The sequence below is a fragment of the Isoptericola croceus genome, assembly GCF_029382255.1.
Taxonomy (GTDB): Bacteria; Actinomycetota; Actinomycetes; order Actinomycetales; family Cellulomonadaceae; genus Isoptericola; species Isoptericola croceus.
Window position 1 is genome coordinate 1 of sequence record NZ_JARLLG010000004.1, and the last position, 23,831, is coordinate 23,831.

At 72.4% G+C, this 23,831-nt stretch carries 22 protein-coding genes and 1 riboswitch; of the genes, 16 read left to right on the forward strand and 6 right to left on the reverse strand.

What is annotated here, in order from left to right:
- Positions 1-255: 255 nt before the first annotated feature.
- The 3 genes from PZC42_RS10520 to PZC42_RS10530 all read left to right on the forward strand — a co-directional run bounded on the left by PZC42_RS10520 (position 256) and on the right by PZC42_RS10530 (position 2,569).
- A complete protein-coding gene (locus PZC42_RS10520; RefSeq protein ID WP_277210802.1) occupies positions 256-714 on the forward strand; it encodes an RrF2 family transcriptional regulator in 459 nt (152 codons plus the stop codon).
- A 104-nt stretch (positions 715-818) separates the two neighbouring features.
- Entirely contained in the window at positions 819-1,742 is a 924-nt protein-coding gene (locus PZC42_RS10525) for a sulfite exporter TauE/SafE family protein (protein ID WP_277210804.1), read from the forward strand.
- 98 nt (positions 1,743-1,840) lie between these two features.
- Entirely contained in the window at positions 1,841-2,569 is a 729-nt protein-coding gene (locus PZC42_RS10530) for a PAS domain-containing protein (protein WP_277210806.1), read from the forward strand.
- 18 nt (positions 2,570-2,587) lie between these two features.
- On the opposite strand, the gene PZC42_RS10535 is transcribed toward PZC42_RS10530, so the two are convergent.
- A complete protein-coding gene (locus tag PZC42_RS10535; RefSeq protein ID WP_277210808.1) occupies positions 2,588-2,881 on the reverse strand; it encodes a DUF4235 domain-containing protein in 294 nt (97 codons plus the stop codon).
- Positions 2,882-2,978: 97 nt separating this feature from the next.
- Positions 2,979-3,083: riboswitch (TPP riboswitch) on the forward strand.
- A 57-nt stretch (positions 3,084-3,140) separates the two neighbouring features.
- Here PZC42_RS10535 and PZC42_RS10540 point away from each other — a divergent pair.
- The 5 genes from PZC42_RS10540 (at position 3,141) to PZC42_RS10560 (ending at position 8,675) form a co-directional block, all read left to right on the forward strand.
- Entirely contained in the window at positions 3,141-4,241 is a 1,101-nt protein-coding gene (locus PZC42_RS10540) for a thiamine ABC transporter substrate-binding protein (RefSeq protein WP_277210810.1), read from the forward strand.
- On the forward strand, positions 4,238-5,962 hold the full coding sequence (locus PZC42_RS10545) for an ABC transporter permease (RefSeq protein WP_277210812.1): 1,725 nt from the start codon (positions 4,238-4,240) through the stop codon (positions 5,960-5,962). The genes PZC42_RS10540 and PZC42_RS10545 overlap by 4 nt, the downstream gene beginning before the upstream one ends.
- A complete protein-coding gene (locus PZC42_RS10550; RefSeq protein WP_277210814.1) occupies positions 5,962-6,972 on the forward strand; it encodes an ABC transporter ATP-binding protein in 1,011 nt (336 codons plus the stop codon). Before PZC42_RS10545 ends, PZC42_RS10550 begins: the two co-directional genes overlap by 1 nt.
- Positions 6,973-7,233: 261 nt before the next feature.
- Complete coding sequence (locus PZC42_RS10555) at positions 7,234-7,560, forward strand: hypothetical protein (RefSeq protein ID WP_277210816.1); 327 nt, start codon at positions 7,234-7,236, stop codon at positions 7,558-7,560.
- A 791-nt stretch (positions 7,561-8,351) separates the two neighbouring features.
- The gene (locus PZC42_RS10560; RefSeq protein WP_277211366.1) at positions 8,352-8,675 is read left to right on the forward strand and encodes an ATP-grasp domain-containing protein; all 324 of its coding nucleotides are present in this window, start codon (positions 8,352-8,354) and stop codon (positions 8,673-8,675) included.
- A 46-nt stretch (positions 8,676-8,721) separates the two neighbouring features.
- Here PZC42_RS10560 and PZC42_RS10565 read toward each other — a convergent pair whose 3' ends face one another.
- On the reverse strand, positions 8,722-9,834 hold the full coding sequence (locus PZC42_RS10565) for a PrsW family intramembrane metalloprotease (RefSeq protein WP_277210818.1): 1,113 nt from the start codon (positions 9,832-9,834) through the stop codon (positions 8,722-8,724).
- Between the two features lie 101 nt (positions 9,835-9,935).
- On the opposite strand from PZC42_RS10565, the gene PZC42_RS10570 reads away from it, so the two are divergent.
- On the forward strand, positions 9,936-10,538 hold the full coding sequence (locus PZC42_RS10570; protein WP_277210820.1) for a dihydrofolate reductase family protein: 603 nt from the start codon (positions 9,936-9,938) through the stop codon (positions 10,536-10,538).
- A gap of 31 nt (positions 10,539-10,569) precedes the next feature.
- Here PZC42_RS10570 and pgi read toward each other — a convergent pair whose 3' ends face one another.
- A complete protein-coding gene (gene pgi, locus PZC42_RS10575; RefSeq protein WP_277210822.1) occupies positions 10,570-12,279 on the reverse strand; it encodes a glucose-6-phosphate isomerase in 1,710 nt (569 codons plus the stop codon).
- A 93-nt stretch (positions 12,280-12,372) separates the two neighbouring features.
- On the opposite strand from pgi, the gene PZC42_RS10580 reads away from it, so the two are divergent.
- On the forward strand, positions 12,373-13,596 hold the full coding sequence (locus PZC42_RS10580) for a phosphotransferase (RefSeq protein ID WP_277210824.1): 1,224 nt from the start codon (positions 12,373-12,375) through the stop codon (positions 13,594-13,596).
- Here PZC42_RS10580 and PZC42_RS10585 read toward each other — a convergent pair.
- Both PZC42_RS10585 and PZC42_RS10590 read right to left on the reverse strand, forming a co-directional pair.
- A complete protein-coding gene (locus PZC42_RS10585; RefSeq protein ID WP_277210826.1) occupies positions 13,577-14,689 on the reverse strand; it encodes a GNAT family N-acetyltransferase in 1,113 nt (370 codons plus the stop codon). The two genes, PZC42_RS10580 and PZC42_RS10585, sit on opposite strands and share 20 nt — an antisense overlap.
- A gap of 43 nt (positions 14,690-14,732) precedes the next feature.
- Positions 14,733-15,791 carry a LacI family DNA-binding transcriptional regulator gene (locus tag PZC42_RS10590; RefSeq protein ID WP_277210828.1) on the reverse strand — a complete coding sequence of 353 codons (1,059 nt, stop codon included), beginning with the start codon at positions 15,789-15,791 and terminating at the stop codon, positions 14,733-14,735.
- 198 nt (positions 15,792-15,989) lie between these two features.
- Between PZC42_RS10590 and PZC42_RS10595 the strand changes: the two genes are divergently transcribed.
- Genes PZC42_RS10595 through PZC42_RS10615 form a run of 5 tightly spaced genes read left to right on the forward strand, consistent with a single transcriptional unit; the run spans position 15,990 to position 22,080 of the window.
- The gene (locus tag PZC42_RS10595; protein ID WP_277210830.1) at positions 15,990-17,312 is read left to right on the forward strand and encodes an ABC transporter substrate-binding protein; all 1,323 of its coding nucleotides are present in this window, start codon (positions 15,990-15,992) and stop codon (positions 17,310-17,312) included.
- Between the two features lie 5 nt (positions 17,313-17,317).
- Positions 17,318-18,328: a carbohydrate ABC transporter permease gene (locus tag PZC42_RS10600; RefSeq protein ID WP_277211368.1), complete on the forward strand. Its 1,011-nt coding sequence runs from the start codon at positions 17,318-17,320 to the stop codon at positions 18,326-18,328.
- On the forward strand, positions 18,325-19,215 hold the full coding sequence (locus PZC42_RS10605) for a carbohydrate ABC transporter permease (RefSeq protein ID WP_277210832.1): 891 nt from the start codon (positions 18,325-18,327) through the stop codon (positions 19,213-19,215). Before PZC42_RS10600 ends, PZC42_RS10605 begins: the two co-directional genes overlap by 4 nt.
- A gap of 20 nt (positions 19,216-19,235) precedes the next feature.
- Positions 19,236-21,680 (forward strand): beta-xylosidase/alpha-l-arabinosidase, encoded by a 2,445-nt coding sequence (locus PZC42_RS10610; protein ID WP_277211370.1) that lies wholly within the window; start codon positions 19,236-19,238, stop codon positions 21,678-21,680.
- 40 nt (positions 21,681-21,720) lie between these two features.
- The gene (locus PZC42_RS10615) at positions 21,721-22,080 is read left to right on the forward strand and encodes an RNA-binding S4 domain-containing protein (RefSeq protein ID WP_277210834.1); all 360 of its coding nucleotides are present in this window, start codon (positions 21,721-21,723) and stop codon (positions 22,078-22,080) included.
- Between the two features lie 12 nt (positions 22,081-22,092).
- On the opposite strand, the gene PZC42_RS10620 is transcribed toward PZC42_RS10615, so the two are convergent.
- Positions 22,093-23,250 (reverse strand): helix-turn-helix transcriptional regulator, encoded by a 1,158-nt coding sequence (locus PZC42_RS10620; RefSeq protein WP_277210836.1) that lies wholly within the window; start codon positions 23,248-23,250, stop codon positions 22,093-22,095.
- Positions 23,251-23,336: 86 nt separating this feature from the next.
- Between PZC42_RS10620 and PZC42_RS10625 the strand changes: the two genes are divergently transcribed.
- On the forward strand, positions 23,337-23,831 hold the full coding sequence (locus PZC42_RS10625; protein ID WP_277210838.1) for a cupin domain-containing protein: 495 nt from the start codon (positions 23,337-23,339) through the stop codon (positions 23,829-23,831).

Genomic DNA, 23,831 nt, shown 5'->3' on the forward strand with positions numbered 1-23,831 from the left:
AGCGCCGATGGTACTGCCCTGGAGACGGGGTGGGAGAGTAGGACGCCGCCGGACACCCTTCACAGCCAGGCCCCCCACACCACACGGTGCGGGGGGCCTGGCTGCATTTGCACGTCGCCGCACACGTTCGCCCGATCCTGGTGACGTACTGGGGCGGCCGCACGGACGGGTCGGGCTCGGCTCGCTGTTCGACGGCGGACGTAGGGCACGATGGGAGCGGTAGCCGGGGACACAGGTCGGGGAGAGGCGGTACGGGTGAGGATCTCTGCCAAGGCGGACTACGCGGTGCGTGCGACGGTCGAGCTGGCAGCGGCGGGCGACGGGTCGCCGGTGTCGGCCGAGGCGCTCGCGTCGGCGCAGCAGGTGCCGCACCGCTTCCTCGAGGCGATCCTGCGAGATCTGCGACGTGACGGGATCGTCGCCAGCCGGCGCGGCGCCGGCGGAGGCTACATTCTTGCGCGTCCCGCCGACGGCGTCACCGTCGCCGACGTGGTCCGTGCCGTTGACGGTCCCTTGGTCTATGTGCGCGACCAGCGACCTTCGGACCTGGACTATTCCGGGACGGCGGCCTCGTTGCTGCACGTGTGGGTGGCCCTGCGGGCGAACGTGCGAGCTGTGCTGGAGCAGGTGACGCTCGCCGACCTGGCCGCCGGTACGGTTCCGCAGGATGTGCGCCTCCTCGTCGCCGACGAGGAGGCGTGGGAGAACCCCTGACCTAGGTTGCTCCGACGAGGTGGAGCGCTCAGTCTTTAATCCGACTATGTCGATAGGGTATGTTGGATTCTGGTCGACTGGGACCGCATCTGATGGAGGTATCCGTGCGCACGCTCGTTCTTCTCGCCCTGGTGGGGCTCGGCGCCCAGCTCGTCGACGGCAGCCTGGGCATGGCCTACGGCGTCACGTCCACGACCCTCCTGCTGATGATCGGCACCAACCCGGCGGCCGCGTCGGCGACGGTCCACCTGGCGGAGATCGGGACCACGCTCGCGTCCGGCGCCGCGCACTGGCGGTTCGGCAACGTCGACTGGCGGGTGGTCGCCCGGATCGGTGTCCCGGGAGCCGTGGGCGCGTTCGCCGGGGCCACGTTCCTCTCCTGGCTCTCGACGGAGATCGCCGGCCCCTTGATGTCCGTGCTGCTCCTCGCGCTGGGGCTCTACGTGCTGCTCCGGTTCACCTTCCGTGGTCTGCGGACCGACAGGCTCGGGCAGCCGTTGCGCCGGCGCTTCCTCACTCCTCTCGGCCTAGTGGCCGGCTTCATGGATGCCACCGGGGGAGGCGGCTGGGGGCCTATCGGGACCCCGGCGATCCTGGCGAGCGGGCGCCTCGAGCCGCGCAAGGTGATCGGATCGATCGACACCAGCGAGTTCTTCGTCGCGGTGGCAGCCAGCCTCGGTTTCCTGGTGGGTCTCGGGACCGCCGGCATCGACCTGGCCTGGGCGCTCGCCCTGCTCGTCGGTGGGATCGTCGCCGCACCGATCGCGGCTTGGATCGTCCGGCTGGTGCCGCCACGTGTCCTCGGCTCCGCCGTCGGTGGCTTCATCGTCCTGATCAACACGCGGACCTTGCTCGGCTCCGATCTCGTGTCGATCGGCGGTCTGGGCGAAGGAGCCGTCTACGCGGTGCTGGTCGTCGTCTGGGCGTCTGCCATCGCGTACTCGGTGCAAGCGCTGCGACGGGAGCGGCTTGTCGCGCCGGTCGCGCCGGCACAGGGCGCCGTGCCCGAGCAGACGCCGACCGGGTGAAGGGTCGCCTCTCGGGTGGCAGTTCGGAGTCTCGGGAGTACGGTGGGCGGCACACCAGTCCTGACCGGGCGACGCGCCCGGACACCCAGGGAGATCCCATGAGCGGTACGTCGACGCACCGCACCACCGGCGGCGCCGGCCTGGCCGGGGTGGCCGAAGCCCTGGCCGCCGGAGTCCAGCTCGTCGTGGGCCGATACCGCGTCGAGGTCGACTCGGGCCGCACCTGGTGGTCCGACGAGGTCTATCGGATGCACGGCCGTGAGCCCGGTGAGATCGAACCGAGCGTGGACGTGGTGCGGTCCCGCACCCACCCGGACGACCGGGCCCGGCTCTCCCGGACCGCCATCGTGGCCATGCGTGGGGGACGCCCGTTCTGCAGCGCGCACCGCATCGTCGACCCGCACGGCAAGGCGCGGACCGTCGTCGTCACCGGCCAGGCGCAGCACGACGACGACGGCGCGATCACCCACGTGGTGGGCTACGTGCTGGACGTCAGTCCTGTCACTCGAGAGGCTCTCGACCGCGAGTCCCAGCGAGCGGTCGGCCGGGCGATGGTGTCGGCCTCTGCGGTCGAGCAGGCCAAGGGTGCCCTCATGGTGGTGCACGGCGTCGCCGAGGCAGAGGCGGGCGACCGGCTCGGCGAGGTCGCGGCCCGGGCCGGGATCCCCGTGCAGTCGGCGGCGGCGCAGGTCGTCGCCGCGATGGTGGTCTCGGAGGGCTGCCCGGAGGAGCGTCTCGAGGCGGCACTCGACGGGGTCCACATGGTTGAGCGGCCACACGGCCACGAGGCGCAGCTCGCCCGGCGCCGGCAGCGCAGCCGCGGCTGAGCCTCGGCGAGCGCCGGCTCAGACGACCGACACGTGCTTCGCCTGGCGGTTCACCGCCTTGGTCACTCCCTGCCGGGCGAGCCGGCGCGCGAGCACCGCCACCCCGCCGGTGACAGCCGCGAACGTGATCGCCTGGACGAGCGGGATGTCGTCGGTGTCGAGGTCGATCGGGGCGTCGTGACCGGTGGCCTTCTCCCACACCACCTTGATGAGCTTCTGTGCGACCCATCCCGCGGCGACCGTCGCCGCGAGCGTCCCGATCTTGACGCCCAGCGAGGGCTCGGACTGCTCAGAGAGCTCGAACTTCTTCACGGATCCTCCAGTACCAGACGGCGGCGCCGGGCGAGGTCGCGATCGGTCCGCCCGACGGACGCCACCACCGTAGCGTGCGTCAGGTGTGTAGGCTCGGAGGGAACGACAGGGGAGCGCCACCGAGCGCTGAGAGTGCGGATCTCCGCAGACCCTCGAACCTGATCCGGCTAGCACCGGTGGAGGAAGTCGGGCTTCTCGATCCCGTCGCCGGTGAACACGGGCGACGGCCCCCCTTCAGCTCCGTCTGAGGAGGACACGCATGAACATCCGTACCCGCCGCGCCCTGGCGACCTTCGCCCTCGTCGGGCTGGTGCCCGCGCTGGCAGCCTGCAGCAGCAGCGACGCCCCGGGGACGGCCGAAGACACCCCCGTCCCGGCGGAGTCGCCGGCCGCGACCGAGCTGTCCGGCACGGTCACCCTGGTCACCCACGACTCGTTCGCCCTGAGCGACGGGCTGCTCGAGTCCTTCGAGTCCGAGACCGGCCTGGACGTCGAGCACGTCGCAGCCGGCGACGCGGGCACGCTGGTCAACCAGCTCGTCCTGACGCAGGGCAGCCCGCTCGGGGATGTCGTGTACGGCGTGGACAACACGTTCGCGTCCCGCGCCGCCGACGCCGGTGTCTTCGAGCCGTACACGCCGGCGGACCTCGACGCGTCGGTGGGTGCGCAGACGGAGGAAGGCCTCGAGGGCCTGACGGCGATCGACCGTGGGGACGTCTGCCTCAACGTGGACACCGTGTGGTTCGAGGACGCCGGTCTCGAGCCTCCGGCGGGCCTCGAGGACCTCACGGACCCGGCCTACGCCGACCTGACGGTCGTCACCAACCCCGCGACGTCCTCACCTGGGTTCGCGTTCCTGCTCGCCACGGTCAGTGCGTTCGGCGAGGACGGGTGGCAGGACTACTGGGCCGAGCTCGCGGACAACGGCCTGCGCGTCACCGACGGCTGGTCGGACGCCTACTACGTCGACTTCTCCGGCGCCGGCGAAGGTGGCGAGCGCCCGATCGTGCTGTCGTACGCGACGTCGCCCGCGTTCACGGTCACCGAGGACGGCAGCGGGTCGACGACGGCCGCGCTGCTCGACACCTGCTTCCGGCAGGTCGAGTACGCCGGTGTCCTCGCGGGAACCGACAACCCCGACGGCGCCCGCGCGCTGGTCGACTTCCTGGCCTCGGAGCAGGTCCAGGCCGACATCCCGGAGAACATGTACATGTACCCGGCCGACGAGACGGTCGAGCTGCCCGCCGAGTGGGAGCAGTTCGCCCCGCTCGCCGAGAACCCCTACGAGGTCCCGGCCCAGGAGATCGCCGAGCACCGCGACGAGTGGATCCAGCAGTGGACGGCCACGGTCATCGGTTGACCCACGTGGCGACGGGGTCGGCGCTGCGGCGCCGGCCCCGGTGGGCGTGGCTGGGCTGGGGGCTCGCCGCCGGCGTCCCGCTGGTCTTCCTCGCCGTCTTCTTCGGCTGGCCCGTGGTCGCGCTGGTCGTCCAGGGCTTCTTCGCCGACGACGGCGTCGGCGGGCGCGTGCTCGACCTGTCCGGCTTCGCGGAGGTCCTGAGCCAGCCGCGGACCTGGCGGGTGATCGGCCAGACGCTGGCGCAGGCGACCGTCGGCACGCTCCTGAGCGTGCTGCTCGGCCTGCCGGGCGCCTACCTGCTGTACAGATGTCGGTTCCCCGGGCGTACACTCGCCCGCGGACTGGTGACGGTGCCGTTCGTGCTGCCCACCGTCGTCGTCGGGGTCGCCTTCCGTCACCTCTTCACGCCGTCCGGGCCGCTCGGGTGGCTCGGGTGGGAGGAGAGCTTCGCAGCGGTCGTCGTCGCGCTGGTCTTCTTCAACTACTCGGTGGTGGTCCGCACGGTAGGTGGGCTGTGGGAGCGCCTGGACCCGCGGGCCGAGCAGGCCGCGCGAGCGCTCGGCGCGACACCGTGGCGTGCCTTCCGCACCGTGACGCTGCCCGCGCTCGGCCCCGCGATCGCCTCGGCCGCCTCGGTCGTCTTCCTGTTCTGCTCGACGGCGTTCGGCGTCGTCCTCGTGCTCGGCGGCATGCGCTACGGCACCATCGAGACGGAGATCTGGATCCGCACCACCCAGTTCCTGGACCTGCGCGCCGCGGCGGTGCTCAGCGTCCTGCAGCTCGTCGTCGTGGTGGCCGCGCTGCTCGTCAGCGCCCGTCTGCGCACCCGGCGAGAACGCGCCCTGCAGCTGACCGGCGAGCGTTCCGGCGCGCACCCGCTCGACCTGCGGACCGTGCGGGACGCGCTGCCCGCGGCGGTGACCGCCGTCGTCGTCGCCGGCCTGATCGCGTTCCCTCTCGCGGGGCTCCTCCTGCGTTCGTTGAGAGGGCCCGACGGCGCGTGGTCCCTCGCGAACTATGTCGCGCTGGGCACCACGGGCGGGCGCAACGCCCTGAGCGTGACCGTGTGGGAGGCGACCGCGAACTCCCTGCGGATCGCCACGCTCGCCACGGTGATCGCCGTGGTCGTCGGTGGCCTGGTGGTGCTGGTCGTCTCGCGCCGTCCCCGCCAGCGCGGCCTGCGCCGTGCCGTCGGGGGTCTGGACGCGGTGTTCATGCTCCCGCTCGGGGTGTCCGCCGTGACGGTGGGCTTCGGGTTCCTCATCACCCTCGACCGGCCGCTCGGGTTCGACGTGGACCTGCGCACGTCCGGCCTCCTGGTCCCCATCGCCCAGGCGGTCGTGGCGATCCCGCTCGTGGTGCGCACCATGCTGCCGGTGCTGCGGGCGATCGACCCGCGGCTGCGCGAGGCCGCGGCGGTGCTCGGCGCGCGCCCGGGCCGGGTGCTGGCGAGCATCGACCTCGCGCTCGCCGCGCGCTCGCTCGGACTGGCCGTGGGGTTCGCGTTCGCCGTGTCGCTCGGGGAGTTCGGCGCCACGTCGTTCCTCGCCCGTCCGGACGCGGCGACGCTGCCCGTGGTGATATTCCGGCTCATCGGGCAGCCGGGGGCGGAGAACTACGGGATGGCGCTCGCGGCGTCGGTGGTGCTCGCCGTGCTCACCGCGACCGTCATGATGGTGGCCGAGCGGATGCGCGGCGACACCGGTGGAGGGGAGTTCTGATGACTGGCTCCGACGGTCTCGAGGTGCGTGACGTCGTCGTCCGCTACGGGCAGCGGCGCGGGCATGCGGGCACGACGGCGGTCGACGGCGTCTCGCTCGACGTCGCGGCCGGCGAGGTGCTCGCGCTGCTGGGGCCCAGCGGGTGCGGCAAGTCCTCCCTACTGCGGGCGGTAGCGGGCCTGGAGCCCGTGGCGGGCGGCACCGTGACGTTCGACGGGGCCGACCTGGCCGGCGTGCCGGTGCACCGGCGCGGGTTCGGGCTGCTGTTCCAGGAGGGGCAGCTCTTCCCCCACCGTGACGTCGCCGGCAACGTGGGCTACGGGCTGGCTGACCGGCCACGGGCCGAGCGCGCTGCACGGGTGGCCGAGCTCCTGTCGCTCGTCGGGCTGGACGGGTTCGCGACCCGCTCGGTCGCCGAGCTGTCGGGTGGTGAGAAGCAGCGGGTCGCGCTCGCGCGTGCCCTCGCCCCGCGGCCCCGGCTGCTGCTCCTCGACGAGCCGCTCTCCGCCCTGGACCGGGGCCTGCGCGAGCGGCTGGCCGTGGAGATCCGCGCCGTGCTGCACGCGACCCGGACCACGGCGGTGTTCGTCACCCATGACCACGACGAGGCCTTCACGGTCGCCGACCGGGTCGCCGTGATGTCCGCGGGTCGGCTGATCCAGGTCGCGCCGCCCGAGGAGCTGTGGCAGGCGCCCGCCACGCGCGAGGTCGCCGCGTTCCTGGGCTACCAGACGTTCGTGCCGGACGGCGGGGAGCTGCTGGCGATCGGCCCCGCCGGCCTGCAGGTGGTGCCGGGGGTGTCGGCCGACGGCGACGGCGGCGACCAGAGGTGGCGCGCCGTCGTCGTCGCCGCGACGTTCCGGCGCGGACGCACGGAGGTCACGGTGGACGTCGACCTCGGCGCGGGCGAGGAGCGGCTCGTCGCTGTCGCCGACGGCCCCGTGCCCCAGGTCGACGAGAAGGTGGGCGTGGTGCTGGACCGGCGGGGCTGCGCCGTCGTGCACGCCTGAGCGGGCAGGGCTGGGTCAGCGGGGCCGAGGGCGAGGTCCCGGAGCGACCAGGCCCAGGTGCTCGGCACGGGAGACCGCCTCTGCTCGGCCGGAGGCGCCGAGCTTGGCGTACAGGCTGCTGGCGTTCTTCGTGCCGCCGCCGTGAGGGTGAGATCACATCTTGTGACAGGTTTCACCCGCTCCTCCGCGTCACTGTCGCTCGCGGTCTGCGTCTGATGAGGTGGCGGGTCGTCGGGCCCGCCTCCAAGACGTGGAGGACACATGCATCATCGCCGGTCGGTCGCCAGGACGGTTCTGCTCCTGGCGATCCTGGGTACCTTGACGGGCGCCGCAGCCTGCGGCACCCCGGCACAGCAAGCGTCGGCGTGGGACGTCGTCACCGTGACAGACGCGTCGGCTCCCGACTCGTCGACCAGCGTCATCGACCGGGCCGACGGCGCGGTCGATGGTGATCCCGCCGGGAGTGCAGCGACACCCGACACCAGCGAGGTCGTCACCACGATCGTGGTGGGTCTCGGCGCGTCGACCCTCCTCGCGGTGATCGTCCTGCTGGTGGCCCGCCGTCGAGGCCCCACCTCGCGCACCTGACGACTCCCTCGCTACCCGAGCTCCTTCGCTCGACCGTTCGGGCCCGCCCCGCCGGCACCTGGCAGACGCGGGTTCGCCGCATCCCTCCCCTCGCGCGCCTCCGTGCGCCCGCACCCACCAGGATCAAATGATGTCCCACCTCGTCGTCCTGCTCCTCGTGTTCCGCACGCCTCGTGGCGCACAGGTCGCAGCAGCGCACGAGCCGGTGCGTCTGCTCGGCACGGGGTGGGGAGACCTGTGATGACCCGGGTGCTGGTCACCGGGGCGGGTGGCCCGGCGGGCGCCGCACTGGTTCGCGAGCTGCGTGCACGCGGTCACCAGGTGACCGCCGTCGACGCGGGCGCCCACCCCGGGGTCGTCCGGGTGCCGTACGCGTCGGACCCCGGGTTGGTCGAGGTGCTGCAGCGGCTGGTCGACCTCGGGCGGATCCACCTGGTGGTTCCCACGGTGAGCGAGGAGCTGCCCGTGCTGTCGGCGTCCGTCGCGCTGCTCAATCCCGCCCATACGGTCGTCGGGCCCGAGCGAGCGGTCGGGCTCGCGCACGACAAGCTCCGCACCGCCCGGGCGCTCCAGGAGGCGGGGGTGCCCGTCCCCGCGTTCGGTGTGCCGGAGGAGTTCGACGACGCCCACACCGCGATGCGCGCCCTCGGCGGCGCCGTCGTGACCAAGCCGCGGGTCTCGCGGGGCGGGCGCGGGGTGAGGTGGTCGACGACGCGTGGACCGGCTCGTGGGGCCAGGTCCCGCCGGGATCCGTCGTCCAGGCGTTCGCACCGGGTGTCGAGTACGCGTCGATGGTCTACCGAGCACCGGGCGATGCTCGCGCGCACGTCACCGTGGTGCTTGAGAAGACGGCGCTCGCGGAAGGTCGTGTCGGCAACGCCACCGGTGTGCGGCGGGTGCGTGCCGACGACGTCGCCGACGTGGCGAGCCGCGCCGTCGTCGCGCTCGGGCTGACAGGGCCGGTCGACCTGGACGTCCGGCGCGACGCGGCCGGCCGGCCCGTGGTGCTCGAGGTGAACGCGCGCTTCGGCACCAACTGTGCTGCCGCTCCGGAGGTGATCGATGCCGTGCTGGCGGATGTCGGTCTACCTGTAGCCGGGGTCGGTGGAGCGTGACGACAGGGGGTTGGGAGGCGGCCGTGCACGCTGGGTGTGCCGACCGCTAGGCGAAGGCCGCCCGCGCATGGTGCATGAGCAGCAGCAACGGGTCACGGCGGGCCACGAACGCGGCGTCCGGCACGAGGCCGAGGGCGCGACGCCGGTGCAGCATCGCGAGCTCCGTCGCGGCCTGCTGGTAGTCCGCCAACGCCCTGGCAGGTCCGCGCCCGCGCGTGGCCCGGACGTGCTCGCGGGCACGCTGGCGGCGGTGCAGCGACGACAGCATCCAGATGTCCGGCGGCGTGACGACGCCGGTCTCCTGGTACTGCGGCAGGTGGGTCCGGATGAGGCCGACGATCCGCTTGCGGTCGCGGTGCAGCACGACCCCCAGGGCGACGAGCACCCCCACCCCGACCAGGTAGGCCGCGCCGAGGCCGGCGAGCCCGAGCGCGGACGACGCGTTCCACACCGAGTGCAGCGCCATCGCTCCGGCGAGCCCGGCGAGCACCGGGACGGTCCTGCTCCGTCCGGGAGCGCGCAGGGCGGCCGCGGCGACCCCGATCCCCGTCAGCGACGTGCACAGGGGGTGCAGCAGCGGGGAGACGATGCCCCGCACCGTGAAGGTCAGTGCGAGGGTCCCGGGCGGGGCGAAGGCGTAGTAGCTGATGTTCTCCACGACGGCGAAGCCGAGCGCCACCATCGACCCGTAGATGATGCCGTCGGTGGGACCGTTGAGCTCGTTGCGGCGGAACCACAGCAGGCCCACCAGCACGGCGCCCTTGAGGATCTCCTCGACCACCGGGGCGGTGATCGCCGCCATGGCGTACATGCCGAGCTCGGCGCCGAGCATGGGAGCCCACACCAGGTCCAGCCCGGCCGTGTTGAGCAGCATCGCCAGCAGCACGGCCACTCCCGCGCCCCAGCCGAAGGCAGCGACGAGCGCGTCCGGCGGCTCGGGCTCCAGGCGGTCCAGCGCGAGGATGCCCGCCAGCAGCAGGGGCAGCGGGACGAGCGCGAGCACCACGGCCGTCGGGACGCCCGTGGCGCCGTCGTGCAGCATGATCGTCAGGGCGACGACCAGGCACAACGAGGACACGGCGATCGTGATGATCGTGCCGATCGACGGACGGGCCGTCGGCCGCCCGGCAAGGATCGCCCGCGGATCGAGTGGAGGCATGGTCCAGACCTTACTGAGCGGCACCAGGCCGGCACCGATGATTCCTGCCCGGCGGGCGGGTCGGACGGGTGAGAGAGTTCGGTCCCACCCGAGGAGGAACCATGGCCACCGTCGTCTCCACCCTGTTCGTCGCGCTCGACGGCGTCGTCGAGCCGGACGAGGTCTGGCACTTCCCGTACTTCGACGACCGGGTGGGTGCCGCGGTCGCCGAGGACTACGCGGGCACCGACGTGCTGCTGCTCGGCCGCGTGACCTACGACAGCTTCGCGGGCGCCTGGCCGGAGCGGGAGGCGGCGGGTGGGGAGGACGCCGCGTTCGCTGCCGAGCTGGGCGACCTGCGCAAGCTCGTCGCGACCCGGGGCGACCAGGACCTCGGGTGGCGCAACGTCGAGCGGACGCCCGACGTCGTCGCTGCGGTCCGCGCGCTGCGCGCGGACCCCGGTGTCGGCAAGGTGCTGGTGGCGGGATCGATCGACGTGCTGCGTCAGCTCATGGCCGCCGGCCTCCTCGACGAGCTCCGCCTGCTCCTGCACCCGGCCACGGGCGGCGGAGGCCGGCAGCGCCTCTTCGCGGACGACGACGGCGCGCAGCACTTCGCGCTCGTGTCCAGCGAGGCGCTCCCCACCGGCGTCGTCCGCCTGGTCTACCGCCCGGCCCCGGCGCCGGGGGAGCGCCCGTACGCCGAGATCCGCGACGCTCTCTGAGGTGCTGCCCTCGCCGGGGCCACCACGTTTCTCAGGCCCGCTGCTCCCGGTAGTACGTGATGAGCGCCCGGGTCGAGGAGTCCTGGTCGGCCAGCGTGGTGTCGTCGCCCGAGACGGCCGGGGAGATCTCCAGCGCGAGCTTCTTGCCGAGCTCCACCCCCCACTGGTCGAACGAGTCGATGCCCCACACGACACCCTGGACGAACGTGATGTGCTCGTACAGCGCGACGAGCTGCCCCAGCACGGAAGGGGTCAGGGCGGGTGCCATGATCGACGTCGTCGGCCGGTTGCCGGAGAACACACGGGCCGGGACCACGGCCTCGTCGGTGCCCTCGGCTCGCACCTCGTCCGCCGTCTTGCCGAACGCCAGCGCCTTGGTCTGGGCGAAGAAGTTCGCGAGGAACAGCTCGTGGACGTCGGCGCCGGGCTGCACCGCCTTGCCGTCACCGTCAGCATCGGTGAGCGGGTAGGCGGGCGTCGCGAACGCGATGAAGTCGGCCGGGATGGTGCGGGTGCCCTGGTGGATGAGCTGGTAGAACGCGTGCTGCCCGTTGGTGCCGGGCTCGCCCCAGAAGACCTCGCCGGTCTGGGTGGTCACGGGGGAGCCGTCCCAGCGCACGGACTTGCCGTTGGATTCCATGGTGAGCTGCTGCAGGTACGCAGGGAAGCGGTGCAGCTGCTGGGCGTACGGCAGCACGGCGTGCGTGTGCGCGTCGAGGAAGTTCGTGTTCCAGACGTTGAGCAGCCCCATCAGCGCGGGGACGTTCTGCTCGAGCGGCGTGCTGCGGAAGTGCTCGTCCATGGTGCGGAAGCCGGCGAGGAGCTCACGGAACCGTTCCGGGCCGAACGCGATCGCCAGGGAGAGGCCGATCGCGGAGTCGACCGAGTAGCGGCCGCCCACCCAGTCCCAGAACCCGAAGGCGTTGGCCGGGTCGATGCCGAACGCGGCGACCTTGTCGAGCGCCGTGGAGACGGCCACGAAGTGCTGCCCGACGGCGGCCTGCCGCGCGGAGTCGGTGTCCTCGATGGCGCCGGAGGCGGCGAGGGCCTCCCAGAGCCACGCCCGTGCGAGCCGGGCGTTGGTCAGCGTCTCGAGCGTGCCGAAGGTCTTGGAGGCGACGATGAACAGCGTCGTCTCCGGGTCGAGCCCGGCGGTCTTCTGGGCGACGTCGGTCGGGTCGATGTTGGAGACGAACCGTGCCTCCAGGCCCTCGCGGAGGTACGGGCGCAGCGCCTCGTAGACCATGACCGGGCCGAGGTCGGAGCCGCCGATGCCGATGTTGACGATCGTGGTGACGGGCTTGCCGGTGACGCCGGTCCACTCGCCGGAGCGGACATTGTCGGCGAAGGCGCTGAGTCGGTCGAGCTCCCGGGCGACGTCCGCGTCGACGTCCTGGCCGTCGACGACGAGCGGCGGCTGGGTGCCGGGCGCGCGGCGCAGCGCGGTGTGCAGCACGGCGCGGTCCTCGGTGACGTTGATGTGCTCGCCGGTGAACATCGCCTCGATGCGCTCGGGCAGGTTCACCTCGTGCGCGAGCTGGACCAGCAGCTCGAGCGTCTCGTCCGTGACGAGGTTCTTGGACAGGTCCACGAACAGGTCGCCGGCAGTGTGGCTGTGGCGCTCGGCGCGGCCCGGGTCGGTGGCGAACCAGCCGCGCAGGTCCCCGCGGAACCCGCGGTGGTGACGCTGGAGCTCGCCCCAGGCGGACGTGGCGGAGGCATCGACAGGTGAGGTCGTCATGGTCCCTACGGTAGTGATGCGCGCACCGGTGCGCGCAGTCGTCCGGCGTGCGGTCGCCGCGCGCCGGAGGCCGTTCATGGCCAGGATGGGGCGATGGGAACCAGCAACCTCGAGCTCCTCACCGGCGACGACGCGACCGAGCTGCTCGCGACGGCCGTCTCCACCGCGGGTGGGGAGCTCGTGGACTGGGCGGTCCGCCAGGTCGACCACCGTCCGGGCCGGTCCACCACCGTCGCGTACCGGGCGCGGGTGCGGTGGGTCGTCGGTGGGGCGGGTGCCGCCGAGCCGCAGGTCCGCACCGAGACGCTCGGCGCCTCCCTGGGCCGGCCCGGCGACCAGCACGTGCCCGGTGTCCTCACCCTGGACGACGGCGAGCACGAGGTCGCCGTGTGGCGGTTCCCGGGTGATCCGGGCCTGCCCGCCCTGGCCACCGCCTACGATGCCGAGGCGGTCGGCACGCTGCTCGGCGACCTGGGTGTGCCGGAGGTCGCGCGCGGACCGGTGACCTTGCGGGTGCGCGCCTACCGGCCCACCCGCCGGGCGGTCATCGAGGCGAGCACCCCGGGCGCCCGGGTCTTCCTCAAGGTCGTGCGTCCCGAGAAGGGCGACGAGCTCTACGCCCGGCACGCGTTGCTCGCCGGTGCCGGGCTGCCCGTGCCGAAGCCGCTGGGCCGCAACGCCGACGGGCTGCTCGTCATCGCGCCGCTCCCGGGGGAGTCGATGCGGCACGCGGTGCGTGACGGTGGCCTGGTCCCCGCGGCGGGCGACGTCGTCGACCTCCTGGAGCAGCTGCCCGACGGCGTGACGGACCTTCCGCACCGGTCGTCCTGGAGCGAGAACGCGGCCCACTACGCCTCGGTCATCGGGGCCGCGCTGCCTGCGGAGGCCGGCCGCGCGGCGCAGCTCGCCGCCGTCGTCGCCGGCCGGATCGCGGGTCAGGCGCCCAAGGAGCCGACCCACGGTGACCTGTACGAGTCGCAGATCATGCTCGGTGGGGACGGGCGCATCACGGGCCTGCTCGACGTCGACTCCGCGGGCCCGGGCCGGCGGGCGGACGACCTGGCCTGCCTCGTCGCGCACATCGAGACGCTCTCGTTGCTGCGGGGGTGGGACACCGAGCGCCTGCACTCCCTGGCCCTGGAGTATGCGCAGGGGTTCGCGGGCGTGGTCGACCCGGACGAGCTCTTCGCCCGCACCGCCGGGGTCCTGCTGTCCCTGGCGACCGGACCGCACCGGGTCCAGGAGGCGGACTGGCCGCGGCAGACCTCGCGCCGCCTCGACACCGTGGAACGGTGGCTCAACGCCCGGCCTGCGTGAGCCGGAGCGTCGCCGAGCCGCCCTCGGCACGGAACCCGAGCGCCTCGTTGATGGCGAGCATGTGGGCGTTCTCCGCGGCGTTGCCCGTGTGGACACGGCGGGTGGACGGCCGCCGCCGGGCCAGGGCCTGCAGGTTGACGGCCTTGACCAGCATGCCGAGCCGGTGGCCGCGGTGGGCCTGCAGCACGATCGTGTCCTCCTGGTCGGCGGACTCGCCGTCGTCGGTGGGGAACAGCAGCATCGTCATGGCGGCGAGCTCGCCGGTGGCGACGTGCTCGGCGGCGGTCACGACGAACCCGTCGCCACTTTCGTGATGCCGGGCGACGAGGTCGCGGACGCGACCCGTGTCCCAGACCTCCTCGGCCCAGTCCATCTCGCCGCTGGGCACGTCGGTGGACATGCGGGTCTCGAGGGCAGCGAACCCGGCCAGCCAGGTGGCAGGGATCTCGTCGTGCCACGTGTGCAGCCGGTAGCCCGGTGCGTGCTCCAGAGCGTCGGCGGCGAGGCGTTCGAGCCGAGCGGGCTCGACGGGGACGGAGAGCACCGACCGGCGCTCGACCTGCTCCAGCCGGTAGCCGCGGGCGAGCGCGAACGCGACCCCGGGATGGTCCGCCGGGGCGTGGCCGGTGTCCGTGGGCGGCGTGAGCAGCCGGTCGCCCGGCGCGGGCTCGCCGAACGCGACCTCGGTGAGCACCGTGCGGCGCCCGTCGTCGGCCGCCTCGGCCTCGATGCGGTCGGCGAGCGCGGTCCCGATCCCACGGCGCCGGTGCCGGGGATGGACCATGACGGTCACGTCGGCCCAGGTGCGGTTGTCGTCGAGGTCGCCCCACAGCGTCGCGGCTCCGACGACGTCACCGGGAGTGCCGCCGTCGGGCGCGACGGCCACGAGCCGGACCGTCCTGACGTGGTCCTGGTGGCGCACGTCGGCGTGGACGGCCGCGGCGGTCCACGCGGCGTCGGCGTGGCCGAGGTCGGCGAGCCCGGCGGCGCGTTCGAGCTCGGCGATGCCGTGGTAGGCCCAGGCCGTCGGGTCGTGGAGGCTGGTGGGGTGCGGCGCCGCGACGATCCGCCACGCCGGGGTGCCGGTGCTCATGGCCCCATGGTGCGCGGTGGGGCGTGCGGCCGCCAGTGGTTGCTCAGGCGGGTGCGGGCCCGGTGCTGCCACGCACGACGAGCGACGTCGGCAGGCGCAGGTGCTGCTCGCGGGGCGACCCCTCGAGGAGGTCGAGCACCATGCGCAGCGCCTCGGTGCCCATCTGGTGCAGCGGCTGTGCCACGGTGGTGAGGGCGGGCGAGGTGGTCATCGACTCGGGGACGTTGTCGAAGCCCACGACGGACAGGTCCTCAGGGACGCGCAGCCCGAGGTCCGTCGCGACCTCGATCACGTGGATGGCCGACTGGTCGTTGGCGGCGAAGACTGCGGTGGGTCGCTCGCCGCGCGTCGGTGCGAGCAGCTCGCGTGCCGGGGTGTCCGCGGTGCTGGGGCGGTACCCGCCGACCCGGATCAGCGACTGGTCGACCGTGATCCCTGCGGCCTCGAGGGCCTGGCGGTATCCGAGCTCACGCAGCCGGGCGGACTCCAGGTCGGGGCGTCCGCCCAGGTGGGCGATGCGCCGGTGGCCGAGCGAGAGCAGGTGCTCCACGGCTTCGCGCGCGCCGGTGGTGTTGTCGGAGTCGACGGTGTGCGTGCCCTCGGGCCCGGTGTGCGGGTCGATGGCGACCACCGGGATGCCGTTGGCCTCGGACAGGACCATGGTCGGGGTGACGACGATCGCGGCGTCGATGAGGGTGCCGGCGAGCCGGGAGAGCGAACGGCGCTCCCAGCCTCCGAGGGCTCCGCCGTCGGTTCCTCCGGAGTAGGCGAGGAGCTCGTAGCCGGTGCCGTCGACGCCGGCCGAGATGCCCTTGAGCAGCTCGGTGGAGTACGGCTCGAACTCCGCCACCAGGACGCCGACGACGTTGGTCGACTGGCGGCGCAGGCTGCGGGCGACCAGCGAGGACTCGTAGCCGAGGTCGGCGACGACGCCGAGGACCCGCTCCGCCGTCGCCGGCGCGACGCCGTAGCGGTTGTTGACGACCTTGGAGACGGTGGCCACGGAGACGCCCGCGATCCGCGCGACGTCGGAGATCGTCACGCGACCCACGATGGGTCCGGACGGGGTTCCCGCGGGGGGCGGTTCGGCGGCGGTGCTCACAGGACGACAGTATCCGGCAACGGCGGATCGCGACGAACAGGGGCGCCCCGTGTCGAAACCGTTATCGAAAACGATTGACGAATCCGATGCGCCGCTGCAAAAGTGGGGCGCGGGCGGCTGGCCGCAGCACGGGAGCACCATCGACGGCCACTCGCAGCACCGAAGTACCACTGTCGACGACGACCAAGGGGTTCCACGATGACGAGGAAGATGCGAGGCGCGACCGCGGTCGCGCTCGGCGCGACCGTCGCCCTGCTGGCCACGGCCTGTGCCGGCCAAGGGACGGCCGACCAGGACACGGACACCGACGAGACCACCACGTCCGAGGGCGGAGACGTCACCCTGCAGTGGTGGCACAACTCGAACACCGGTGAGGGCAAGGAGTACTACGACCAGGTGGCCGCGGACTTCGAGGCCGCCAACCCGGGCGTGACCATCGAGGTGTCCGCCCAGCAGCACGAAGACATGACGACGCGGCTCCAGGCCGCCTTCCAGTCCGGCAGCGGCATCCCGGACGTCTACATGAGCCGTGGTGGCGGTGAGCTCCTGGTCGAGGTCGAAGGTGGCCTCGTCCGCGACCTGACCGAGGACGCGGCAGAGACCATCGACACGATCTCGGCCTTCGCCGGCCAGTACTCGGTCGAGGACCGCGTCTACGCCCTGCCGTTCTCCATGGGTCTGGTGGGCTTCTGGTACAACACCGACCTGTTCGCCGAGGCCGGCATCACCGACGTGTCGCCGAACCCGACGATCGACGAGTTCAACGGGTATGTCGACCAGCTCAAGGACGCCGGGATCGACCCGATCTCGGTCGGGGCCGGTGACGGTTGGCCTGCCGCCCACTACTGGTACTACAACGTCGTGCGCGAGTGCACCTTCGACACCGTCGAGGCCGCCATCGACTCGGGCGACTACTCCGACGACTGCTTCATCGCCGCGGGCGAGCAGCTCGAGGACCTGATCGAGACCGAGCCGTTCAACCCGGGCTTCCTGGGAACCGTGGCGCAGTCCGGTCCGACATCGGCCTCCGGTCTGCTCGCCACCGAGCGGGTCGCCATGGAGCTGGCCGGCCACTGGGAGCCCGGTGTCGTCGGTGGCCTGCGCGAGGACGGCGAGGTCCCGGACTTCCTCGGCTGGTTCGCCTATCCGACCTTCGACGGTCAGGCCGGCGACCCGAACGACCAGATGGGTGGCGGCGACGCCTGGTCGGTGTCCGCCCAGGCGCCCGACGTCGCGGTCGACTTCGCCGAGTACCTGCTCTCCGACGAGGTCCAGATCGGCTTCGCCGAGCTCGACATGGGCCTGCCGACCAACCCGGCCGCGACCGACTCGCTCACCAACGAGACGCTCGCGCAGCTCATCCCGGTCCGTGACAGCGGTGGCAACACCCAGCTCTACCTCGACACCCGCCTCGGACAGTCCGTCGGTGGTGCCATGAACGACGCGATCGCGCTGATGTTCGCCGAGCAGGCGGGCCCGCAGGACGTCGTCGACGCGATCGAAGACGCTGCGGCGCAGTGAGCAAGATGGCAGACGACTCGACCGTCTCGACGACGGCCGCACCGCCTGCCACCTCCTCCGGCCCGGCTGCCGGCGCGACCCGAACGGGTCGCCCGGCAGCCGGGCAGTCGGCTGGGGGGCGGACGGCGCACTCGAACCTTCGCAAGCGCCTGGAGATCGCGTTCTTCGTGACCCCGGCCCTCGCCCTGCTCTTCCTCTTCGTCGCCTGGCCGGTCGTCACGGCCGTCCAGATGTCGATGTTCCGGTGGAACGGCATCGGTCCGCTCGTCGACTTCGTCGGGCTCCAGAACTACGTCCGGGTCCTGAGCAACGACGTGTTCATCGGCTCGCTGGTCAACAACCTGATCATCATCGCGTCGTCGATCGCGATCCAGCTGCCGCTCGGCCTAGCGATCGCCCTGCTCCTGAACCGCAAGATGTGGGGTCAGGGGCTGATGCGAACGGTCATCTTCATGCCGTACGTCCTGGCTGAGGTGGTGGCCGGCGTCATCTGGTTCCAGCTGCTGCAGCCGCAGTACGGCGTGATCGACACGGTCCTGCAGTCGGTCGGTATCGATCCGCCGCCACAGGGCTGGCTCGGCGACATGGACCTGGCGCTGTGGACCGTCGTCGTCATCCTGACGTGGAAGTACATCGGCCTGGCCGTGATCCTCTTCCTCGCCGGGCTGCAAGGCGTCCCGGACGAGCTCTACGAGGCTGCCCAGCTCGACGGTGCCTCCTGGTGGCAGGTGCAGCGCAAGATCACCATCCCGCTGCTCGGCCCCACCATCCGGACCTGGGCGTTCCTGTCCATGATCGGGTCGCTGCAGCTCTTCGACATGGTCTGGATCCTCACGCGTGGAGGCCCGGCCAACGCCACCAGCACCATGGCGATCTTCCTCGTCAACGAGGGGACGAACCGCGCCAACTTCGGTATCGCCGGAGCCGCGTCCGTGATCCTCTTCGTCATCGCCCTCACCATGGCGGTGCTCTACCAACGGCTGGTCATGCGCCGTGACACCAAGGGGGGTTCATGATGGTATCCACGACCCGTCCGCCCGAGACCGGGAGCCTGCCGGTCAAGCGCCGTCGTGGCAGCGCAGGCAAGTTCCAGGGCGGGAGCCCGGCGGTCTACGCCGTGGCGTTCGTCGTCCTCGTCGCGACGCTCGGACCGGTGGTCTACGGCGCGCTCGGCGGATTCCGCAGCAACTTCCAGCTCGCGGACGCTCCCGCGGCCCTGCCGAACCCCTGGATCTTCAGCAACTACGTCGGCGTCCTGACCGACGACGCCTTCTGGCGGTTCACGCTCAACTCGGTGGTCATCGCCGTCGTGACGACCGCGATCGTCGTGGTCTTCGGGGTGATGGCCGCCTATCCGCTGGCGCGGTACACCTTCAAGGGCCGCGAGTGGCTCTTCATGGTCTTCGTCGCCGGGCTGCTCTTCCCGGCCACCGTCGCCGTGATCCCGCTGTTCATCCTCATCACCCAGAACCTGGGTCTGGGGAACACCTGGTGGGGTATCGCGCTGCCACAGGCCGCCTTCGCCCTGCCGATCACCGTGGTCATCCTGCGCCCGTTCCTCATGGCCCTGCCCAAGGAGCTCGAGGAGGCGTCACAGCTCGACGGGACCAGCCGTGTCGGGTTCTTCTGGCGGATCCTGCTGCCGCTCTCCGGCCCGGGCATGGTCACCGTCGGCGTACTCGCCTTCGTCGGCTCCTGGAACGCCTATCTGCTGCCGCTGCTGCTGCTGCGTGGCGACATGCGCACGCTGCCGCTGGGTGTCGCGGACTTCTCGTCCGAGCACTCGTCCGACACCGCAGGTGTGTTCGCCTTCACCACGCTCGCCATGATCCCGGCGCTCGTGTTCTTCCTGGCGATGCAGAAGCGCATCGTCAACGGTCTGCAGGGCGCGGTGAAGGGATGACCGCGCAGAGAGAGGAACGCATGTCGACCGAGGCCGCGACCCAGCTGCCGCACGTCTCCGGCCAGGTCTCCGACCGTGTCGCCGCGCTCCACGCGGAGATGACCCTGGAGGAGAAGCTCGCCCAGCTCGTCGGGTACTGGCTCGACCAGGGCGGCGAGGTCGTGGCACCCATGCAGGGAGAGATGGCCTCCGGCCAGGTCGGGTCCGACCGGCTCGGCGAGGTCACCCGGCACGGGATCGGCCACTACACGCGGGTGTACGGCACTCGCCCGGTGGAGCCGGTGGAACGGGCGCGCTGGCTGTGGGACGAGCAGCGTCGCCTCCAGGGCTCGACCAGGCTGGGGATCCCCGCGCTGGTGCACGAGGAGTGCCTGACCGGGCTCGCCGCGTGGCAGGCGGCGACCTTCCCGACCCCGCTCGCCTGGGGTGCGTCGTTCGACCCGGCCCTCGTCGAGGAGATGGGGGCCGAGATCGGCCGGTCGATGCGCGCCCTCGGTATCCACCAGGGGCTGGCGCCGGTGCTCGACGTGGTGCAGGACCCCCGCTGGGGCCGGGTCGACGAGTGCATCGCCGAGGACCCCTACGTGGTGGGCACCGTGGGTACCGCCTACGTGCGGGGCCTGCAGGGCGCCGGGGTGCACGCCACCCTCAAGCACTTCGTGGGCTACTCGGGGTCCCGGGCGGGACGCAACCACGCACCCGTCTCCGCCGGGCCGCGCGAGATCGCCGACACGTACCTGCCGCCCTTCGAGATGGCCGTGCGCGACGGCGGCGCTCGCTCCGTCATGGCGTCCTACAACGACATCGACGGCGTGCCGAACCACGCGGCGAGCAGCTACCTGACCGAGGTGCTGCGGGAGCGGTGGGGGTTCGACGGCGTGGTCGTCGCCGACTACTTCGGGGTCGCGTTCCTGCAGGTCATGCATGCCGTGGCTGCCGATCGTGGAGGCGCTGCCGGGCAGGCGCTCGCCGCGGGTGTCGACATCGAGCTGCCGAGCGGGGACGCCTACCTCGCCCCGCTCGCCGAGGCGGTCCGTGACGGGCGCGTCGACGAGGCGCTCGTCGACCGGGCGGTGCTGCGCGCGCTGGCCCAGAAGGAGGAGCTCGGGCTGCTCGACCCCGACGCGTTCGCGGGAGAGCCGCCGAGCACCGTCGAGCTCGACTCGCCGCGGCACCGGGCCGTGGCCCGGCGGCTGGCGGAGGAGTCCGTCGTGCTGCTGTCCAACGACGACGGCGTGCTCCCGCTGCGGGGATGGCAGCAGGCGCCGGCGCGGGTCGCCGTCGTCGGCCCCAACGCCCACCGCGCCGACGCCCTGATGGGCTGCTACTCGTTCGCCAACCATGTGCTCGCCCACCACCCGGAGCATCCGCTGGGCTTCGAGATCCCGACCGTCTTCGAGGCGCTCGGCGGCGCGTTCGCCGACGCGGGCGTGCCCCAGCCGACGCTCGTGCACGCCCGCGGCTGCGAGGTCGAGGGCTCCGACACCTCCGGGTTCGGCGAGGCGGTCGCGGCGGTGCGGTCCTCGGACGTCGCGGTCGTCGTGGTCGGCGACCAGGCCGGGCTGTTCGGCCGGGGCACCGTCGGCGAGGGCAACGACGTCGAGTCGCTCGACCTGCCCGGCACGCAGCGTCAGCTCGTCGAGGCCCTCGTGGCCACGGGCACGCCCGTGGTGATGGTCGTGGTCTCGGGCCGGCCCTACGCGATCGACTGGGCGCTCGACCGCGACGACCGGCCGGCGGCCGTGCTCCAGGCGTTCTTCCCCGGCGAGGAGGGCGGTACCGCCATCGCCGGCGTGCTCGCCGGTGGGGTCGTCCCCTCCGGTCGGCTGCCCGTCTCGCTGCCGCGGTCGGCCGGTGCGCAGCCGTACACGTACCTGCACCCGATCCTCGGAGGGGCGAGCGACGTCACGTCGACCGACTCGACGCCGGTGCGCCCGTTCGGGTTCGGCCTGTCGTACACCCGGTTCGGGTACTCCGAGCTGACGGTCGACGCCTCGACGCCCACGCACGGGTCGTTCACCACGTCCGTGCGGGTGACGAACACCGGGGACGTGGCGGGTGCCGACGTCGTGCAGCTCTACGGGCGCGACGTCGTCGGCTCGCTGCCACGGCCGGTGGCGCAGCTGCTGGCCTACGAGCGTGTCGAGCTCGAGCCGGGGGAGTCGGTCGTCGTCGCGTTCTCTGTGCCGGCTGCACGCTTCGCGTTCACCGACCGGCAGCTCGAGCGGGTCGTCGAGCCGGGCGACGTCGAGGTGTGGGTCGGCTCGCACGCCGCGGCGACGGACGGTGCGGGGCGCGAGGACCTCGACCAGGCCACGGGTGGCGCGATCACCAACCAGAAGGCTGCCGTCCACCGGGACGTGCCGGGCACCGCGACGCCACGGGTGACGCTCACGCTGACGGGGGAGGTGCACACCGTGACGGCGGCCGACCCCCGTCTCGCCACCACCGCCGTCGCGAGGTAGCGCTCCGCCCGGCCAGGTAGCGCTGTGGGAAAGTAGACGGATGCGGGTCGATATCTGGCTGTGGGCGGTGCGGCTCTTCAAGAGCCGGTCGGTCGCCGCGTCCACGCTGCGCGCCGGGCGGGTACGGGTCAACGGCACGGTCGCCAAGCCGGCGACGTCGGTGGCGGTCGGCGACCGCATCACGTGGCGCGACCCGCTGCGCGAGCGCATCGTCGTCGTCCGTGAGCTGCTCCCCAAGCGCGTCGGGGCGCCGCTCGCGGTCAAGGCGTACGAGGACCAGAGCCCCCCGGTACCCACGCGGGAGGAACGGGCCGCCGTCGGGCTGCGCGACCGTGGCACCGGTCGGCCGACCAAGCGGGAGCGGCGAGAGATCGACCGGCTGCGCGGGCGCAGCAGGTAGCACCGGCCGCCGCTACGAGCGGCCGGTGCCGGGCATCGGTCCGCCGCGCATCGGCCGCTGCTCGCCCGTCCGGCGCTCGTTGTCGCGCAGCCGAGGCTCGTAGTGCGCGAGGAAGACCGAGCTCACGAGCTCGCGGCGGCTGCGCACCCCGGTCTTGTCGAACACGCTCTTGAGGTGCTGCTGCACCGTGTGCGGTGAGATGACCAGGGCAGCCGCTATCTCCGCCGTCGAGCACCCCGTGAGCACGAGACGGGTCAGCTCCTGCTCGCGTCGGGTGAGCTGGTACGCAGCCATCAGGAGTGGTGCGATCCGCTCAGGACGAGCGGGCTCCACGATCACGGCGACCCGACGTCCGCCTTGCGCCGCGAGGGGGACGCCGTGCAGCACGACCCACGTCCCGGATCGCGTGAGCACTCGCGCGACAGCTACCTCTCGACGGTCGGCCGTGCCAGGCGTCTCGGTGATCGACGCCGCCCTCCCCGCGACCGCCAGCACTGCGGTGGGCAGACGGCCGGCAGCCCACCGCCCGTCCGGGAGGTCGAGCAACCAGCGGTCTGCCTCGGGCGAGCTCGACTCGACGCACCAGCGGTCGTCCAGCACGACGAGTCCTGGTGCACCCGGACCCTCCGGGTCACGGGCCTCGCCCATCAGGAGGCCGCGCCGGGCGCCGTCGGCCAGCATCGGCGCGACCGTCCGGACGAAGCGCAGCTCGTCGGGTGCGAAGGCCGGGCGGTCCGGCTCGCGGTAGAGACTCATCACCCCCCAGGCCCTGCCGTCCCGGGCGCGGAGCGCGGCCATCAGCTCCTGATCTCCGCCGTAGACCATGTTCGAGTGCCAGCGAGCGCTCGTCTCGGGACGCCCACCGGTCGCCTCGTGCAGCGTCGAGATGCCTGACCGCGACCGCGCGACGTCGGCGAGGTGATGCACGTCGCCGTCGTCGGCGTACTCCTGGGCGGCCCACTCGGGGGGAAACTCCGTGAGCCCGCTCTGGAAGTGGCTCGTCATGATCAGGGATGCCGGGTCCAGCGTGAACCAGCACGGCGAGCGGAAGTGCGGCACCGTGTCGGCAAGCACGTCTCCGCAGGCGCGCCAGAATCTCGCGAGGTCGTCGCTCGCGACGGCGAGCTCCGCGATCTTGGCGGTGGCACGGCTGGCCACGGCCGCGTCCATGTGCCCATGCTAGGCGCTGTGGTCGCAGGCGACATGCCACTTTCGTGGTATTCCATGGCTCGCGCCGTCGGTCTAGCGTTGCTGGCATGAGCACGGGAACCTCCGGACCGCGGGTCGTGCGCGCGGGCTCCGGCGACAGGACGGGCAGCGCAGGCAACGTCGACCGCTACTTGCTCGAGAGTGCCGGCTCGGGCGGCCGCGTCGCGCTGGTCGAGCACGTGCTCGACCCCCGGGTGCTCGCCGCGCCCCTGCACCGCCACCATCGCGAGGACGAGTACAGCTTCGTCCTTGCGGGCACCCTCGGCGTGATCGAGGACGGAGCCGAGGTGACCGCGTCGCCCGGCGACCTCGTGCTCAAGCCACGCGGGCGGTGGCACACGTTCTGGAACGCTGGCGAGGACGAGCTGCGCGTGCTCGAGATCATCGTGCCCGGGGGCATCGAGCAGCTCTTCCGACGACTCGCCGACCCAGAGTTCGAGCAAGTGCCCGAGGCGCTCCCGGCTCTGGCGGAGCAGTACGGCGCGGAGGTCGACTTCGCGGCGACGGAGCCGCTCCTGCAGAAGCACGGTCTACGGTTCTGA